Source organism: Pseudomonas sp. Pseusp10 (genome assembly GCF_059492225.1).
Genome location: NZ_CP168528.1, coordinates 1,028,775 through 1,046,189 on the forward strand (window position 1 = coordinate 1,028,775; position 17,415 = coordinate 1,046,189).

Consider the following 17,415-nt stretch of genomic DNA (forward strand, 5'->3'; position numbering starts at 1 on the left):
AATAATGAACAGGATTTTCTCCACCTTCGGCCTTTCGCTATGGATAGCGTTGTTGTCGCCGATGGTACAAGCGGCCAATCTCAAGGCGCTGGATGTCGCTGCGCTGCCGGGAGACCGTGTCGAGTTGAAGTTGTCGTTCGATGAGCCGCCCCCAGTGCCCCGCGGCTACACGACGGAGTCACCGGCCCGGATTGCGCTGGATTTTCCAGGTGTCGCCAGTCAGCTGGCCAGCAAAACTCGCGATCTCGGCAGCGGAAATGCCCGTAGTGCAACGGTGGTGGAGGTCCGGGACCGTACGCGATTGATCATCAACCTGACCCGACCGGCCTCGTACGACTCGCGAATCGAAGGCAACAATTTGCTGGTAGTTGTCGGGCGGGGTGTCAAGCCGTCGATATCCCGGCCGGCGGCCACGGCAATGCCGGTTCCGGCACGAGTCGCTACGACGGCAGGCAAGGCCATTCGGGGTGTGGATTTCCAACGGGGAACCCAGGGTGAAGGCAATGTGGTGATCGACTTGTCGGATCCATCGATTGCGCCCGACATACAAGAGCGCGAGGGCAAGATCATCGTTGGATTTGCCAAAACCCGATTGCCTGAGCCATTGCGCGTGCGTCTGGACGTGAAGGATTTCGCCACGCCAGTGCAGTTCGTCAATGCCAGCATGAGCGGTGATCGAGCCACCATCAGCATTGAGCCCGGCGGCACGTTCGATTACTCGACCTATCAGACCGACAGCAAGCTTACGGTCAGCGTACGCCCGGCGACGGTCGACGAGCTGCAAAAACGTAATGCCGGGCAACACGCCTACAGCGGCGAGAAGCTTTCGCTGAACTTCCAGGACATTGATGTGCGCTCGGTGCTGCAACTGATCGCCGATTTCACCAACCTCAATCTGGTGGCCAGCGACACGGTTCAGGGGGGAATTACCCTGCGCTTGCAGAACGTGCCGTGGGATCAGGCGCTGGATCTGGTGCTGAAAACCAAGGGGCTGGATAAGCGCAAGGTCGGTAATGTCCTGCTTGTTGCGCCAGCCGATGAAATTGCCGCCCGTGAGCGTCAGGAGCTGGAATCACAGAAGCAGATTGCCGATCTGGCGCCGCTGCGTCGGGAATTGTTGCAGGTGAATTACGCCAAGGCCGCGGACATCGCCAAACTCTTCCAGTCGGTGACCAGTGCTGAAGCGAAACCCGACGAACGGGGGTCGATCACCGTCGATGAGCGCACCAACAACATCATTGCCTACCAGACCCAGGAACGCCTCGACGAGCTGCGCAGAATCGTTACGCAACTGGATATTCCGGTGCGTCAGGTGATGATCGAGGCGCGAATCGTCGAAGCCAACGTCGACTACGACAAGAGTCTTGGCGTGCGTTGGGGCGGTTCGATACAGAACAGGGGCAACTGGAACACCTCCGGCGTCAGCAACGGGGTCAATGGGTCGTCGACCATTGGCACGCCCGGCAGTACCAGCACCAATTCACCGTTCGTCGACATGGGCGCGGTCAATAACACCTCGGGAATCGGCATCGCGTTCATCACCGATAACGTCCTGCTGGATCTGGAGCTGACAGCCATGGAGAAAACCGGCAACGGGGAAATCGTCTCGCAACCCAAGGTGGTCACGTCCGACAAGGAAACCGCGAAAATCCTCAAGGGCACCGAGATTCCCTATCAGGAAGCCAGTTCCAGTGGTGCGACTTCGGTGTCGTTCAAGGAGGCTTCGCTGTCGCTGGAGGTGACGCCGCAGATCACGCCGGACAACCGGATCATCATGGAGGTCAAGGTCACCAAGGACGAACCGGACTTCCTGAACAAGGTCCAGGATGTACCGCCCATCAAGAAAAACGAAGTCAACGCCAAGGTCCTGGTCAACGATGGCGAGACCATCGTCATTGGCGGCGTTTTCTCAAATACTCAGAGCAAGGTCGTAGATAAGGTGCCATTTCTTGGCGATGTGCCGTATCTTGGCCGCCTTTTCCGGCGTGATGTGATTTCGGAGAAAAAATCCGAGCTGTTGGTATTCCTCACTCCGCGTATCATGAATAACCAGGCGATTGCTGTGAGTCATTGATTCTGTGCGAAATTTGATTCTTGTTGGACCGATGGGCGCTGGAAAAAGCACCATCGGCCGGTTGCTGGCCAAAGAGCTGCGCTTGCCATTCAAAGATTCCGATAAGGAAATTGAATTGCGCACGGGCGCCAATATCCCTTGGATCTTCGATAAAGAAGGCGAACCGGGCTTTCGTGATCGCGAGCAGGCAATGATTGCCGAGTTGTGCGATTACGACGGAGTGGTGCTGGCGACAGGCGGGGGCGCGGTCATGCGCGAAGCCAATCGTCGGGCACTGCACGCCGGTGGGCGAGTGGTTTATTTGCATGCGTCAGTCGAGCAGCAGGTCGGCCGCACGGCCCGCGACCGCAATCGGCCACTGTTGCGTACCGCCGATCCGGCCAAGACCCTCAGGGATCTGTTGGCGATCCGCGATCCGCTTTATCGGGAAATTGCCGACCTGGTGGTCGAAACCGATGAGCGACCGCCACGAATGGTCGTGCTCGACATTCTAGAGCGCTTGCAGCAGCTACCGCCCCGTTAAAGCACCGCGCAAAATGCGCTATCCTCGGCGTCCCGCCATGACCGTTCAAGGTTGTGGCGGATGGCTACCGAACGGCGTCACACCAGCAGAGGTCGTGGATATTCGTAAACTCAGGGCAGGACGCCTGATTCATCTTCACTGTGGGGACACATGCAGACACTCAAGGTCGATCTAGGCGAGCGCAGCTACCCGATTCATATTGGCGAAGGTTTGTTGGATCAGCCTGAGCTGCTGGCCCCGCACATTCGCGGACGGCAAGTAGCGATCATTTCCAACGAGACTGTTGCGCCGCTCTATCTTGAGCGTCTGACCCGCAGCCTGACGCAGTTCTCGGTGATTTCCGTGGTACTGCCCGACGGCGAAGCCTTCAAGACCTGGGAAACCCTGCAACTGATTTTCGACGGCCTGCTTACCGCCCGGCATGACCGCCGCACCACGGTGATCGCCCTTGGCGGCGGCGTGATCGGTGACATGGCCGGCTTTGCGGCCGCCTGCTACCAGCGCGGCGTCGATTTCATCCAGGTGCCGACCACACTGCTGTCGCAGGTCGATTCTTCGGTGGGTGGCAAGACCGGCATCAACCATCCGCTGGGCAAAAACATGATCGGCGCCTTCTACCAGCCGAATGTCGTGCTGATCGATACCGCCAGCCTCAATACCCTGCCGGCCCGCGAGCTGTCCGCCGGGCTGGCTGAAGTCATCAAGTACGGGCTGATCTGTGATGAGCCGTTCCTGACCTGGCTCGAAGACAACGTCGATCGCCTGCGCAATCTGGACCAGCAAGCCCTGACCTACGCCATTGAGCGCTCCTGCGCGGCCAAGGCGGCGGTGGTCGGTGCCGACGAGAAAGAGACGGGTGTTCGTGCCACGTTGAACCTGGGCCACACTTTCGGCCACGCCATCGAAACCCACATGGGCTATGGTGTATGGCTTCATGGTGAGGCGGTGGCTGCTGGCACCGTAATGGCGCTGGAAATGTCCACGCGACTGGGCTGGATCAGCGAGCAGGAGCGCGATCGTGGCATTCGTCTGTTCCAGCGTGCGGGGTTGCCGGTCATTCCGCCAGAAGAGATGACAGAAGCCGATTTCCTCGAACACATGTCCATTGATAAAAAAGTGATCGACGGTCGTTTGCGCCTGGTGCTGCTGCGCCACATGGGTGAAGCGGTGGTGACCGACGATTATCCGAAAGAGGTTCTACAGGCCACGCTGGGGGCAGACTACCGCGCCCTGGCTCAGCTTAAAGGTTAATAAGAACACGATGACTAGTTTGCATGCCGACGAGGCTTTCCTCGGCCATTACCAGTTGAGTCATGACCCTTTTGCTCCACGGGTGCCTGGCTTCAAATTTTTCCCGGCCCAGCGCAAACCCGTGCTGGGACAACTGCATCATCTGGCCCGTTATAGCCAGTTGCTGCTGGTGGTAACCGGTCCCGAGGGCAGCGGCAAGACCCTGTTGCGTCAGGCCCTGGTCGCCAGCACCAACAAGCAATCGGTACAAAGCCTGGTGGTTTCTGCCCGAGGTGCCGGCGATGCGGCCGGGGTGTTGCGCCAGGTGGCCCAGGCGCTGAACGTCGGCCAGGCTGATGCCGACGCTATTCTGGCTCAAGTGGTGCAGCTTGCACTGACCGGGCAGGAAGTCTATCTGCTGGTCGATGACGCCGAACAACTCGACGAGTCCGCTCTTGAGGCGCTGATGATCCTGGCTGCCGGCGCGCCTGAAGGCCGCCCGCATGTATTCCTGTTCGGTGAATCCTCGCTGATTGCTCAGCTTGAGGCTTTGCATCTCGAGGAAGAGCGTTTCCATGTCATCGAACTGCAACCCTACACCGAGGAAGAAACCCGCGAATATCTGGAGCAGCGGCTCGAAGGCGCTGGCCGCGGTATCGAACTTTTCACCGCGGATCAGATCTCTGATATTCACGAAAGCTCCGAAGGTTGGCCTGGCAGCATCAATCAGGTCGCCCGCGATGCAATGATCGAAGCCATGATCGCCAGCCGCTCAGCGGTCAAGCGTCCAAAAATGGGGTTCAATATGCCGAAGAAACACGTATTGGCGATTTCCGCCGTGGTCGTGGTTGCGGTAGCTGCCGCCTGGTTGATGCCGGGTCGCAACAAGGCACCGACCACGGGTGCGCCGGCCAACGAACAGGCGCAGCTGCCGCTGGGTCAGGGGCAGCCAACAGCGAATGGTGGTGCTCCGGCCGTCGAATTCGCCGGCAACACGCAGCCGATGCCATTGCCGCTGGTCGGTAACTCGCAGCCGGTCATGCGCGGTCCACTGGCTGAAGCGGCGGGTGGCATCACCGAGGGTGACGATGGCGTGCCGGTTGAAGGCTCCAGCGCTACGCCGCCGACCGTTACCACCACGGCACCACCTGTGGGCGTTCCTGCCGGCCCTGCGCCGACGCCAGCCGCCAAGCCAACCCCGGCGCCGACTCAGGTCGCCACCGCCAAGCCAGCGCCTGCTCCAGTGGCCAAGCCTGCACCTGCGCCAGCCAAGCCAGCCGTTGCAGCGGCGGCCAAGCCTGCCGAGAAGGCTCCGGTGGCCAAGGCTGCTGGCGGCACCTGGTACGCCGGTCAGGCTCCGGGCAACTACGTGGTGCAAATCCTCGGCACCAGCTCCGAAACTGCCGCACAAAGCTTCGTCAAGGAGCAGGGCGGCGAGTACCGTTATTTCAAGAAAGTCCTCAATGGCAAGCCGCTCTACGTGATCACCTACGGCAACTTCGCCAATCGTGATGCAGCCGTTTCCGCCATCAAGGCCTTGCCAGCGAAGGTTCAGGCTGGTAAACCTTGGCCTCGCACTGTCGCCAGCGTCCAACAGGAACTGGCAACAACTCGCTGAAGATTCGGCGGCCTTACCCAGGCCGCCTCTCCAAGCACCTCAAAATTTCTACAAGTGCGCGCCGCCCTCCGGGCTGCGTGCCTTGTGGTGTCTGCGTCACAGTAGTCTTTGAGTCGTTGCGGTCAAAATTAAAAAAGTTTTGACTAGCACAGCAGATCGCTTTAAACCTTTCACAAATGCGACATAGATTTGCGACATTTCGTCGTCAAATTTGTGAGGCCAAGTGTCGGTGTGTACAATGACCTCCCTTTTGTCCCCGCAAAGCTGGCGTACGTTCGGCGCGGATGGCAAGTGGTTGAATTGAAAAGAAATTTGCCTCGATCAGAGGCAGCCTGGTGAGAAAGTGTCTATGAAAGCAGGTCTGTACCAACCAGATGAATTCAAGGATAACTGCGGTTTCGGCCTGATAGCCCATATGCAGGGCGAGCCCAGTCATACCCTTTTGCAAACGGCCATCGAGGCCCTGACCTGCATGACCCACCGCGGTGGGATTAATGCCGACGGCAAGACCGGTGACGGTTGCGGTCTGCTGATTCAAAAGCCGGACGTGTTCCTGCGAGCCATCGCCCAGGAAACCTTCGGCGTCGAAATGCCCAGGCAATACGCGGTGGGCATGGTCTTCTTCAACCAGGACCCGGTCAAAGCCGAAGCTGCTCGCGAGAACATGAATCGCGAGATCCTGGCCGCCGGCTTGCAGCTGGTCGGCTGGCGCAAAGTGCCGATCGACACCAGCGTCCTCGGCCGCCTGGCCCTTGAGCGCCTGCCGCAGATCGAGCAAGTGTTCATCGGCGGTGAAGGCCTGAGCGACCAGGACATGGCCGTCAAGCTGTTCACCTCCCGTCGTCGCTCGTCCGTGGCCAACGCCGCCGACACCGACCACTACGTCTGCAGCTTTTCGCACAAGACCATCATTTACAAAGGCCTGATGATGCCGGCGGACTTGACCGCCTTCTATCCAGACCTGAGCGATGAGCGCCTGCAAACTTCGATTTGCGTGTTCCACCAGCGCTTCTCCACCAACACCCTGCCGAAATGGCCGCTGGCTCAACCGTTCCGCTTCCTGGCGCACAACGGCGAGATCAACACCATCACCGGCAACCGCAACTGGGCCGTGGCCCGTCGCACCAAGTTCACCAACGATCTGATGGACCTGGAAGAGCTCGGCCCGCTGGTCAACCGCGTCGGTTCCGACTCCTCGAGCATGGACAACATGCTGGAGCTGATGGTCACCGGTGGCATCGACCTGTTCCGCGGCGTGCGGATGATCATTCCGCCAGCGTGGCAGAACGTCGAGACCATGGACCCGGACCTGCGCGCGTTCTACGAATACAACTCGATGCACATGGAACCGTGGGACGGCCCGGCCGGCGTGGTCATGACCGATGGTCGCTACGCGGTGTGCCTGCTCGACCGTAACGGTCTGCGTCCAGCGCGCTGGGTCACCACCAAGAACGGCTTCATCACCCTGGCTTCGGAAATCGGCGTCTGGAACTACCAGCCTGAAGACGTGATCGCCAAGGGCCGTGTGGGCCCGGGCCAGATCTTTGCCGTGGACACCGAAACCGGTCAGATCCTCGACACCGATGCGATCGACAACCGCCTGAAGTCCCGTCATCCGTACAAGCAATGGCTGCGCAAGAATGCCCTGCGCATCCAGGCGACCATGGAAGACAACGACCACGGTTCGGCGTTCTACGACGTCGATCAGCTCAAGCAATACATGAAGATGTACCAGGTCACGTTCGAAGAGCGCGACCAGGTGCTGCGTCCACTCGGCGAACAGGGCTACGAAGCCGTGGGCTCGATGGGCGACGATACGCCGATGGCCGTGCTGTCCCAGCGCGTGCGCACGCCGTACGACTATTTCCGCCAGCAGTTCGCGCAGGTCACCAACCCGCCGATCGACCCGCTGCGTGAAGCCATCGTCATGTCGCTGGAGATCTGCCTCGGTGCCGAGCGCAACATTTTCCAGGAGTCGCCGGAACACGCTTCGCGCGTGATCCTCAGCTCGCCGGTCATTTCCCCGGCCAAGTGGCGTTCGCTGATGAACCTCGATCGTCCGGGCTTCGAGCGCGCGATCATCGACCTCAACTACGACGAAAGCGTGGGCCTCGAAGCGGCCATCCGCAACGTCGCCGATCAGGCTGAAGAAGCCGTGCGTTCCGGTCGTACCCAGGTTGTGCTGAGTGACCGTCACATCGCCCCGGGCAAGCTGCCGATCCACGCTTCCCTGGCCACCGGCGCGGTGCACCACCGCCTGACCGAAAAAGGCCTGCGTTGCGATTCGAACATCCTGGTGGAAACCGCGACCGCTCGCGATCCGCATCACTTCGCCGTGTTGATCGGTTTCGGTGCTTCTGCCGTTTATCCGTTCCTGGCCTATGAAGTGCTCGGTGACCTGATCCGTACTGGCGAAGTGCTGGGCGACCTCTACGAGGTGTTCAAGAACTACCGTAAAGGCATCACCAAGGGCCTGCTGAAGATCCTGTCGAAGATGGGCATCTCGACCATTACTTCGTACCGTGGTGCGCAGTTGTTCGAGGCCATCGGCCTGTCCGAGGAAGTCTGCAACCTGAGCTTCCGTGGCGTGCCGAGCCGCATCAAGGGTGCGCGTTTCGTCGACATCGAAGCCGAGCAGAAAGCGCTGGCCACCGAAGCCTGGAGCCCGCGCAAGCCGATCCAGCAGGGTGGTTTGCTGAAGTTCGTCCACGGTGGCGAATATCACGCGTACAACCCGGACGTGGTCAACACCCTGCAGGCTGCTGTGCAGCAGGGCGACTACAGCAAGTTCAAGGAATACACGTCGCTGGTGGACAACCGCCCGGTGTCGATGATCCGCGACCTGCTGAAAGTCAAAACCCTCGACACTCCATTGGATATGAGCGAGATCGAACCGCTGGAATCGGTGCTCAAGCGCTTCGACTCCGCCGGTATCTCGCTGGGCGCCCTGTCACCGGAAGCTCACGAAGCCCTGGCCGAAGCCATGAACCGCCTCGGTGCGCGTTCCAACTCCGGTGAAGGCGGCGAAGACCCGGCGCGCTACGGCACCATCAAGAGTTCGAAAATCAAGCAGGTTGCGACCGGCCGTTTCGGTGTGACACCGGAATACCTGGTCAACGCCGAAGTCCTGCAGATCAAGGTCGCCCAAGGCGCCAAGCCGGGCGAGGGTGGTCAACTGCCGGGCGGTAAAGTGAACGGTCTGATCGCCAAGCTGCGTTATGCAGTGCCAGGCGTGACCCTGATTTCGCCACCGCCGCACCACGACATCTATTCCATCGAAGACTTGTCGCAGCTGATTTTCGACCTGAAACAGGTCAACCCGCAGGCGCTGGTCTCGGTGAAGCTGGTAGCAGAGGCGGGCGTCGGCACCATCGCCGCCGGTGTGGCCAAGGCCTATGCGGACCTGATCACCATCTCCGGTTACGACGGTGGCACCGGTGCATCGCCGCTGACCTCGATCAAATACGCGGGTGCTCCGTGGGAACTCGGCCTGGCCGAAACCCACCAGACCCTGCGCGGCAACGACCTGCGCGGCAAAGTCCGGGTACAAACCGACGGCGGCCTGAAAACCGGCCTCGACGTGATCAAGGCAGCGATCCTCGGCGCTGAAAGCTTCGGCTTCGGCACCGCACCAATGATCGCCCTGGGCTGCAAATACCTGCGCATCTGCCACCTGAACAACTGCGCCACCGGCGTCGCGACTCAGAACGAGAAGCTGCGCAAGGATCACTACATCGGTACCGTCGACATGGTGGTGAATTTCTTCACCTACGTTGCCGAAGAAACCCGTGAGTGGCTGGCCAAGCTGGGCGTGCGCTCCCTCGAAGAGCTGATCGGCCGTACCGATCTGCTGGAAGTCCTCGAAGGCCAGACCGCCAAGCAACATCACCTGGACCTGACCCCGTTGCTGGGCAGCGACCACGTGCCGGCGGACAAGCCGCAGTTCTGTGGTGTGGAGCGCAACCCGCCGTTCGACAAGGGCCTGCTGGCCGAGAAAATGGTCACCATGGCCACCTCGGCGATCAATGACCTGAGCGGTGCCGAGTTCGACCTGGAAATCTGCAACTGCGACCGTTCCATCGGCGCACGGATCTCCGGCGAAATCGCGCGCAAGCACGGCAACCAGGGCATGGCCAACGCGCCAATCACCTTCCGCTTCAAGGGCACGGCCGGCCAGAGTTTCGGTGTGTGGAACGCCGGCGGCCTGAACATGTACCTGGAAGGCGACGCCAACGACTACGTCGGCAAGGGCATGACCGGCGGCAAGCTGGTAATCGTGCCGCCGAAAGGCAGCGTCTACCGCACTCAGGACAGTGCCATCATCGGCAACACCTGCCTGTACGGCGCCACCGGCGGCAAGCTGTTCGCCGCTGGTACCGCGGGCGAGCGTTTCGCCGTGCGTAACTCCGGTGCCCACACCGTGGTGGAAGGCACTGGCGATCACTGCTGCGAGTACATGACTGGTGGTTTCGTCTGCGTGTTGGGCAAGACCGGTTATAACTTCGGCTCTGGCATGACCGGTGGTTTCGCCTACGTGCTCGACCAGGACAACAGTTTCGTTGACCGGGTCAACCACGAACTGGTGGAAATCCAGCGGATCAGCGGCGAGGCGATGGAAGCCTACCGTAGCCACCTGCAACGCGTGCTGAACGAGTACGTCGAGGAGACCGACAGCGAGTGGGGTCGTGAACTCGCCGAGAACCTCGATGATTACGTGCGCCGTTTCTGGCTGGTCAAGCCCAAGGCTGCCAACCTGAAATCGTTGCTTTCCAGCACCCGTGCCAACCCGCAGTGATATGCGCCTGAAGAGTTTGATGAGGTTTTAAAATGGCTGAACGTCTGAATAATGACTTCCAGTTCATCGAGGTCGGGCGCAAGGATCCGAAGAAGAAACTGTTGCGTCAACGCAAGAAAGAGTTCGTGGAAATCTACGAACCCTTCAAACCCCAGCAGTCGGCCGACCAGGCCCACCGCTGCCTGGGTTGCGGTAACCCGTATTGCGAATGGAAGTGCCCGGTGCACAACTTCATTCCCAACTGGCTGAAACTGGTGGCCGAGGGCAACATCCTCCAGGCCGCCGAGCTGTCGCACCAGACCAACACCCTGCCGGAAGTCTGCGGCCGGGTGTGCCCGCAGGACCGTCTGTGCGAGGGTGCCTGCACCCTCAACGACGGCTTCGGCGCGGTGACCATCGGCTCGGTGGAGAAGTACATCACCGATACCGCGTTCGCCATGGGCTGGCGCCCGGACATGTCCAAGGTCAAGCCGACCGGCAAGCGTGTCGCGATCATCGGTGCAGGTCCCGCGGGCCTGGGCTGTGCCGACGTGCTGGTGCGCGGTGGCGTGACGCCGGTAGTGTTCGACAAGAACCCGGAAATCGGCGGTCTGCTGACCTTCGGCATCCCCGAGTTCAAGCTGGAAAAGACCGTGCTGAGCAATCGCCGCGAAGTCTTTAGCGGCATGGGTATCGAGTTCCGCCTCAACACCGAGGTGGGCAAGGACGTAACCATGGAGCAACTGCTCGAAGAATACGATGCCGTATTCATGGGCATGGGCACCTACACCTACATGAAGGGCGGCTTTGCCGGTGAAGACCTGCCGGGGGTGTACGACGCGCTGGACTTCCTGATCGCCAACGTCAACCGCAACCTGGGCTTTGAAAAGTCGCCGGAAGATTTCGTCGACATGAAAGGCAAGAAGGTTGTGGTGCTCGGTGGTGGCGACACGGCGATGGACTGCAACCGTACTTCGATCCGCCAGGGCGCCAAGTCGGTGACCTGCGCTTATCGTCGTGACGAAGCGAACATGCCGGGCTCGCGCAAAGAGGTGAAGAACGCCAAGGAAGAAGGCGTGAAATTCCTCTACAACCGCCAGCCGATCGCCATTGTCGGTGAAGACAAGGTGGAAGGCGTGAAGGTGGTCGAGACCCGTCTCGGCGAGCCGGACGCCCGTGGCCGTCGCAGCCCCGAGCCGATTCCGGGCTCCGAAGAGATCATCCCGGCCGACGCCGTGGTCATCGCTTTCGGTTTCCGCCCGAGCCCGGCGCCGTGGTTTGAACAGTTCGAGATCCAGACCGACAGCCAGGGCCGCGTGGTGGCTCCGGAACAAGGCCAGTACAAGCACCAGACCAGCAACCCGAAAATCTTCGCCGGTGGCGACATGGTGCGCGGCTCTGACCTGGTGGTAACAGCGATCTTCGAAGGCCGTAATGCGGCTGAAGGGATCCTGGATTACCTGGGCGTCTGACCCCCCAACCCAGAGCCAAATGCAATACCCCCTGTGGGAGCGAGCTTGCTCGCGATAGCGGTGGATCAGTCGACAGAAATGTTGAATGTGATGCCGCCATCGCGAGCAAGCCCGCTCCCACAGTTGTTTCTTGGTGTTGCTAAACTCTGTATTTCATTGCGACAAATTGACCCGATAGACAAAAGCCTCCGCTCTTGCCGTGCCTTTTGCGCCCGGCTCTGAGAAAATACCCGCACTTTTTTTCCGGATGCCGACATGACTGCCCTGAAGAACGACCGTTTCCTGCGCGCCCTGCTCAAGCAACCCGTAGACGTCACCCCTGTGTGGATGATGCGTCAGGCCGGTCGCTACCTGCCTGAATACCGCGCCAGCCGTGGCAAGGCCGGCGATTTCATGAGCCTGTGCATGAACCCGGCGTTCGCTTGCGAAGTCACGATGCAGCCGCTCGATCGCTATCCAGAACTGGATGCGGCGATCCTCTTCTCCGACATCCTGACCATCCCGGATGCCATGGGCCAGGGCCTGTACTTCGAAACCGGCGAAGGGCCGCGCTTCAAAAAAGTCGTCAGCACCCTGGCCGACATCGAAGCCTTGCCGATTCCTGATCCGCAGAAAGACCTGGGCTACGTGATGGACGCGGTCAGCACCATCCGCCGCGAGCTGAACGGCCGTGTGCCGCTGATCGGCTTCTCCGGCAGCCCGTGGACCCTGGCCACCTACATGGTCGAAGGCGGCTCGTCGAAAGACTTCCGCAAAACCAAGTCCATGCTCTACGACAACCCGCAAGCCATGCACCTGCTGCTGGATAAGCTCGCGCAGTCGGTCACCAGCTACCTCAATGGCCAGATCAAGGCCGGTGCACAAGCGGTGCAGATTTTCGACACCTGGGGCGGCAACCTGTCCGCCGCGGCGTACCAGGAATTCTCCCTGGCCTACATGCGCAAAATCGTCAGCGGCCTGATCCGCGAGCACGAAGGCCGCAAGGTGCCGGTGATCCTGTTTACCAAGAACGGCGGCCTGTGGCTGGAGAGCATTGCCGAGGCTGGCGCCGATGCGTTGGGCCTGGACTGGACCTGCGACATCGGCAACGCCCGCGCCCGTGTCGGCGACAAGGTCGCGCTGCAAGGCAACATGGACCCGACCGTACTTTACGCAAAACCGGAAGCCATCCGTGCAGAAGTCGGCCGCATCCTGGCCAGCTACGGCAAAGGCAGCGGCCACGTGTTCAACCTCGGCCATGGCATTACGCCGGAAGTCGATCCGGAACATGCTGGCGCGTTCCTGCGTGCGGTACATGAGCTGTCGGCGCAGTATCACGAGTGAGCGCGACCCGATAACAAAAAGCCCGGCATTTGCCGGGCTTTTTGTTTCTGAAGATCGTTTATTTTAAGCTTTCACATTCTTCAGCAGCGGCAACTTCGCCAGCTTCAACGCGATCAGCAGCGCAATCACCAGCAGCGCACCGATGAACAGCCCGATCCCGTTCCATCCGGCCAAGTGCCAGAACACGCCACCTGCCGTACCGGCAATGCTCGAACCGGCGTAGTAGCTGAACAGGTACAGCGACGACGCCTGCCCCTTGGCCTTGGTGGCGCGACGGCCGATCCAGCTGCTGGCCACCGAATGGGCACCGAAAAAGCCGAAGGTGAACACCAGCATGCCGATGATCACCAGCGGCAGCGGCGTGAACATCGTCAGGGCCAGGCCGGCGATCATCAGCGCAATGGTGCTCCAGAGCATTTTGCGTCGACCGAGTTTATCGGCCAGGGCGCCGATTTTCGCCGAGCTGTAGATGCCCGACAGGTACACCACCGAGAGCATTCCGACGAACGCCTGTTCCATGTGATAGGGCTCGGCCAGCAGGCGGTAGCCGATGTAGTTGAACAGCGTGACGAACGCGCCCATCAGCACAAAGGCTTCGAGGAACAGCAGCGGCAAACCGGCGTCGCGAAAGTGCATGGTGAAACCGTCGAGCAGGCTGCGCGGATGCAACGAGCGGGAGCGGAAATTGCGCGACTCGGGGAGGATTTTCCAGAACACCGCCGCCGCAATCAGGGCCAGACCCCCGATCACCAGCATTGCCGTGTGCCAGCTGACGAAGTCGATCAGCACCCCGGTAATCAGGCGCCCGCTCATCCCGCCAATCGCGTTGCCGCCGATATACAGGCCCATCGCCAGGCCGATGTGCTGCGGGTGAATCTCTTCGCTCAGGTAGGTCATGGCGACCGCCGCCAGCCCGCTCAATGACAGGCCCACCAACGCCCGCATCGCCAGCACCGTGTGCCAGCTCGGCAGCATCGCGCTGGCAATGGTGCACAGGGCCGCGGCGAACAGCGCGGCGACCATCACCGGTTTACGTCCGACACGGTCGGAGATGGGGCCGGTGATCAACAGGCCGAACGCGAGCATGCCGGTGGCCACCGAGAGGATCAGGCTGCTTTGCGCCGCGTTGATGGAATATTCGTGGGACAACAGCGGCATCATCGGTTGCACGCAGTACAGCAGGGCGAAGGTCGCAAAGCCGCCGCAGAACAGTGCCAGCACCGTGCGCATGAACGCCGGCGTGCCTTTTTCGATGTAGATCTCTGCCAGCTCAACGGCGATATCGTCCTGCGCTGCGGGGTGAACTTCATGGGCGAGTGGGGCGACAGCAGTTTTCACGGGGGACCTCGGAGGACGCAGCCGGTCAGGCAATGAAAAAAGCATATAGCTGGCTAATGATTCAATCCAATATATTGTTCGACCTGTTTGATAGCTTTTACGACCTAATGGGGTTTTCATGGAATTGCGTCATCTGCGCTACTTCATCGCCGTCGCCGAAGAACTGCACTTCGGCCGCGCCGCACAGGTGCTGGGCATCTCCCAGCCGCCGCTGAGCCAGCAGATCCAGGCACTGGAACAGGAAGTCGGCGCGCGGTTGTTCGAGCGTACCAATCGTCGGGTCGAGCTGAGCGAGGCCGGTCGGCTGTTCCTGGAAGAGGCGCGGCTGGTGCTGGCGCAGGTCGATAAAGCAGCGGATGTCGCGCGACGGGCGCAACTGGGTGAGTTGGGTGAGCTGAAAATCGGTTTCACCTCGTCGGCCCCCTTCAACTCGACCATTCCCCAGGCGATTTTCTCTTTCCGTCAGCGCTTCCCGGCGGTGCATCTGAACCTGCGGGAAATGAGCAGCACCCAGGTGGCCGATGCGCTGGTGGACGAGTCGATTGAGGTCGGCATCATGCGCCCGCTCGGGCTGCCGGACTGCCTCAGCGTGGTCGAGCTGATGCGTGAACCGCTGGTCGCGGTGCTCAGCTCCAAGCACCCGTTGGTCGAGGGGAGCGAGGAGGGCTTGTTTCTGTCGGCCCTGGCGCTTGAGCCTTTCGTGTTTTTTCCGCGTAGCTACGGCAGTGGTCTGTATGCGCAGCTGCTCAGTCTGGCCCGGGACTCCGGATTCAGCCCACACTTTGCCCAGGAGGCCGGTGAGGCGATGACCATCATCGGCCTGGTGGCGGCGGGGCTTGGTGTGTCGGTGTTGCCGGCGTCTTATCAGCGGATGCGTATTGATGGCGTGGTCTACCGGCCGTTGCTTGATCCGGCGGCTGTTTCGGCGGTGTGGCTGGTACAGCGCAAGGATCAGAAGTCGGCGATGGCGAGGGCGTTTGTGGAGTTGTTGACGCAAAAGGTTGAGTCCAAAGCGTAAGGATATCTTGATGATGTTCTATCAGCTTAACTTGCAAGCGTTGGGCCGTCACCAAAGGTACCCAGTGTGAGTTGGTCATTTTCTTCGCGAGGCGAATTTTTTGTAAAAGTTTAATTGGTGGATTACATAGGTAGCAAATGTGATGAAGTAAAGTGCGGAAATTCCTAAGTGATTTGGAGTGAGCCAGTAATTAATAGATCCAATAAGCAATACTGACGAGGCTGTTGTTGAAAATAATGCTAAGGCGGTTGAAGCAATATTGGTTGTCTTTTGGTGGTATAGCTGTTTGTAAAGCGGATTTTGGATGATTGATAATGATAATAGTGTGGCAAGCAATCCGATCATAGAGACTAATGGGATTGCTATCGTGTCTTGCATGGTAGGATAAATGCTGTTTTTGTAATTTAAAATAACGATGTAACAACTCGCAGCTGAAGAGATTGGCAGCGTTGTGAGGTACAGTGTTCGAAAGTACTTATTGATCATGGTTATAGTGCCCTGCTGATAATGAAAAAGGCAGTCAGATATTATTTGACTGCCTAAATATTGTTAGAATGGTTGGACTTGATGTCCTCTGCCAACTAAATGTATTTTGTATTCGCCTGAAATATCTATTTCAAAACCAGTTCCCGGTAGTGCCCTGCCGGCAGTGGTTAAATGTTCTAATGCAGGAGGTCTGTCACTCTCGTTGAAATCGTATTTGTCATGGTAGGCTTTTATTACACCAATGAATCGCCAGGAATCATCGTTACTTCGTATAAAGTCTCCTGTCATGCTCAAAGTAATTCTGCCCAGATAAGCCCAGGTCGCAAGGTTATCGTTAAATGTGTCGTATCCAACGCGCGGGTCGAAAAGATTATATACGCCAGGTAATTTTGTGTGTTCAATCGCCTGTCTTAATAATGGTAGTTTGTGCTCTAAAATATTAAGTCCGATGGTGTTGATGTCGACTTCAAGCTTTTGCCCTTTACCCCATAGGTAATGTCCAAGTGCCTTGACAGGACTGAACGTGCCTCCAGAAAGTTTTGGGGTTTCCAGCTTGTATGAAGTACTGTCTGCATGCCCGGAACTGGCGACTGCAATAATAGCTTCTCTTGAACTGAAACCGCTTTTTTGTAGAGCGTCAGCCAAGCTAAAATTCACGATTTTGTTTTTGAAAAGATCATCATTGATTCTCCAGTATGGATCTACCCATCCACGATCGCTTTCCACGATATGCCAAATATCTTTTATTGCGCCATATGCATCGTTTTTGTTTAATGCCTTGTCTAGTATTTTTAAATTGAAAGTAAATTCGTCAAGTCCCGTTTGACGCTTTATCATGTCGATGATAAGGGGTTTTTTATCTTCCGTAACCACCTCGGGTTCTGGTGGAGGGAGAACGTAAGTGCCATCAATGATGATGCCGTCCGTAGACCAGTATCCACCTGATGATCCTCTCCAAGTTCCAATAATATCTGTGGCGGGTAAGTTGATTCAATTTTGAGCCATTACCTACATCCTTGTTCGGTATTGATTTATGGGTTTCTGAGTCCTTTGTTTGGACTCCTCGGTAATTAAGCATGAGCAAGAAAAGTGCTCAATAGGGTAAATATACGTTCGGAAGTGTATTACAAAGATTGCGGAATGATCCGATGATTCGGGTTCTCTTGGTTCTGATTAATGCAGCTACGATCATGGTTGAATAATCAGAAAAGTATTCACCCCCGCCATAGGTGAGGTTGTTGTTCCTCTTTTACCGATTACCCATCTGTTGGAACTCGTCGCGAAGGTAATCGAGCCTGCTCGTAAAGCGTCTGTAAGAACACTAAAAAACCAGCTATCTGGAACGAGGATGTATCATCCCCTTTGGAATGCTTCACTACCTGCTGTAGGATATTTCTGAAATCCATCGAAGAGGCTACAGCGCCTTGCGGCGCTGCCTACAACTACTCCAGAATCCGCCGGCTTGTGCGCCTTGGAGTCGGTCGGTAACTTGATCCGCGTCACTGATGGTCAGTGATCGGGTTTAGTAGCCCGTAGTAAACCGAAGCGCATATGCGCTC

General features: G+C 58.5%; 10 protein-coding genes. 8 read left to right on the top strand and 2 right to left on the bottom strand.

Annotated features, from left to right (window positions below; genetic code table 11):
- Nucleotides 1-4: 4 nt before the first annotated feature.
- The 7 genes from ACEN8Z_RS04655 to hemE all read left to right on the top strand — a co-directional run bounded on the left by ACEN8Z_RS04655 (nucleotide 5) and on the right by hemE (nucleotide 13,014).
- Entirely contained in the window at nucleotides 5-2,074 is a 2,070-nt protein-coding gene (locus ACEN8Z_RS04655) for a type IV pilus secretin PilQ (RefSeq protein ID WP_495596908.1), read from the top strand.
- Between the two features lie 4 nt (nucleotides 2,075-2,078).
- Nucleotides 2,079-2,597, top strand: coding sequence for a shikimate kinase AroK (gene aroK / locus ACEN8Z_RS04660; protein WP_015093141.1), 519 nt, complete (start codon nucleotides 2,079-2,081; stop codon nucleotides 2,595-2,597).
- Nucleotides 2,598-2,747: 150 nt separating this feature from the next.
- Nucleotides 2,748-3,848, top strand: coding sequence for a 3-dehydroquinate synthase (gene aroB, locus ACEN8Z_RS04665; protein ID WP_495596909.1), 1,101 nt, complete (start codon nucleotides 2,748-2,750; stop codon nucleotides 3,846-3,848).
- Nucleotides 3,849-3,858: 10 nt separating this feature from the next.
- A complete protein-coding gene (locus tag ACEN8Z_RS04670) occupies nucleotides 3,859-5,445 on the top strand; it encodes an AAA family ATPase (RefSeq protein ID WP_495596910.1) in 1,587 nt (528 codons plus the stop codon).
- 349 nt (nucleotides 5,446-5,794) lie between these two features.
- Nucleotides 5,795-10,240 carry a glutamate synthase large subunit gene (gene gltB, locus ACEN8Z_RS04675; protein ID WP_116264209.1) on the top strand — a complete coding sequence of 1,482 codons (4,446 nt, stop codon included), beginning with the start codon at nucleotides 5,795-5,797 and terminating at the stop codon, nucleotides 10,238-10,240.
- Between the two features lie 32 nt (nucleotides 10,241-10,272).
- Nucleotides 10,273-11,691: an FAD-dependent oxidoreductase gene (locus ACEN8Z_RS04680; protein ID WP_007997363.1), complete on the top strand. Its 1,419-nt coding sequence runs from the start codon at nucleotides 10,273-10,275 to the stop codon at nucleotides 11,689-11,691.
- 255 nt (nucleotides 11,692-11,946) lie between these two features.
- Nucleotides 11,947-13,014, top strand: a complete 1,068-nt coding sequence (gene hemE / locus ACEN8Z_RS04685; protein WP_495596911.1) for a uroporphyrinogen decarboxylase — start codon at nucleotides 11,947-11,949, stop codon at nucleotides 13,012-13,014.
- A gap of 63 nt (nucleotides 13,015-13,077) precedes the next feature.
- Here the strand turns inward: hemE and ACEN8Z_RS04690 are convergent, their stop codons facing one another.
- Nucleotides 13,078-14,352, bottom strand: coding sequence for an MFS transporter (locus tag ACEN8Z_RS04690; protein ID WP_495596912.1), 1,275 nt, complete (start codon nucleotides 14,350-14,352; stop codon nucleotides 13,078-13,080).
- Nucleotides 14,353-14,470: 118 nt separating this feature from the next.
- On the opposite strand from ACEN8Z_RS04690, the gene ACEN8Z_RS04695 reads away from it, so the two are divergent.
- A complete protein-coding gene (locus ACEN8Z_RS04695; protein WP_495596913.1) occupies nucleotides 14,471-15,370 on the top strand; it encodes a LysR family transcriptional regulator in 900 nt (299 codons plus the stop codon).
- A 549-nt stretch (nucleotides 15,371-15,919) separates the two neighbouring features.
- Here ACEN8Z_RS04695 and ACEN8Z_RS04700 read toward each other — a convergent pair.
- A complete protein-coding gene (locus ACEN8Z_RS04700; protein WP_495596914.1) occupies nucleotides 15,920-16,729 on the bottom strand; it encodes a lipid II-degrading bacteriocin in 810 nt (269 codons plus the stop codon).
- Nucleotides 16,730-17,415: the final 686 nt, after the last annotated feature.

What these genes read in the sequence shown, in the direction of transcription:
- ACEN8Z_RS04655 (WP_495596908.1), top strand. Translation starts at nt 5, where the DNA reads ATGAACAGGATTTTCTCCACCTTCGGCCTTTCGCTATGGATAGCGTTG.
- aroB (WP_495596909.1), top strand. Translation starts at nt 2,748, where the DNA reads ATGCAGACACTCAAGGTCGATCTAGGCGAGCGCAGCTACCCGATTCAT.
- ACEN8Z_RS04670 (WP_495596910.1), top strand. Translation starts at nt 3,859, where the DNA reads ATGACTAGTTTGCATGCCGACGAGGCTTTCCTCGGCCATTACCAGTTG.
- gltB (WP_116264209.1), top strand. Translation starts at nt 5,795, where the DNA reads ATGAAAGCAGGTCTGTACCAACCAGATGAATTCAAGGATAACTGCGGT.
- ACEN8Z_RS04680 (WP_007997363.1), top strand. Translation starts at nt 10,273, where the DNA reads ATGGCTGAACGTCTGAATAATGACTTCCAGTTCATCGAGGTCGGGCGC.
- hemE (WP_495596911.1), top strand. Translation starts at nt 11,947, where the DNA reads ATGACTGCCCTGAAGAACGACCGTTTCCTGCGCGCCCTGCTCAAGCAA.
- ACEN8Z_RS04695 (WP_495596913.1), top strand. Translation starts at nt 14,471, where the DNA reads ATGGAATTGCGTCATCTGCGCTACTTCATCGCCGTCGCCGAAGAACTG.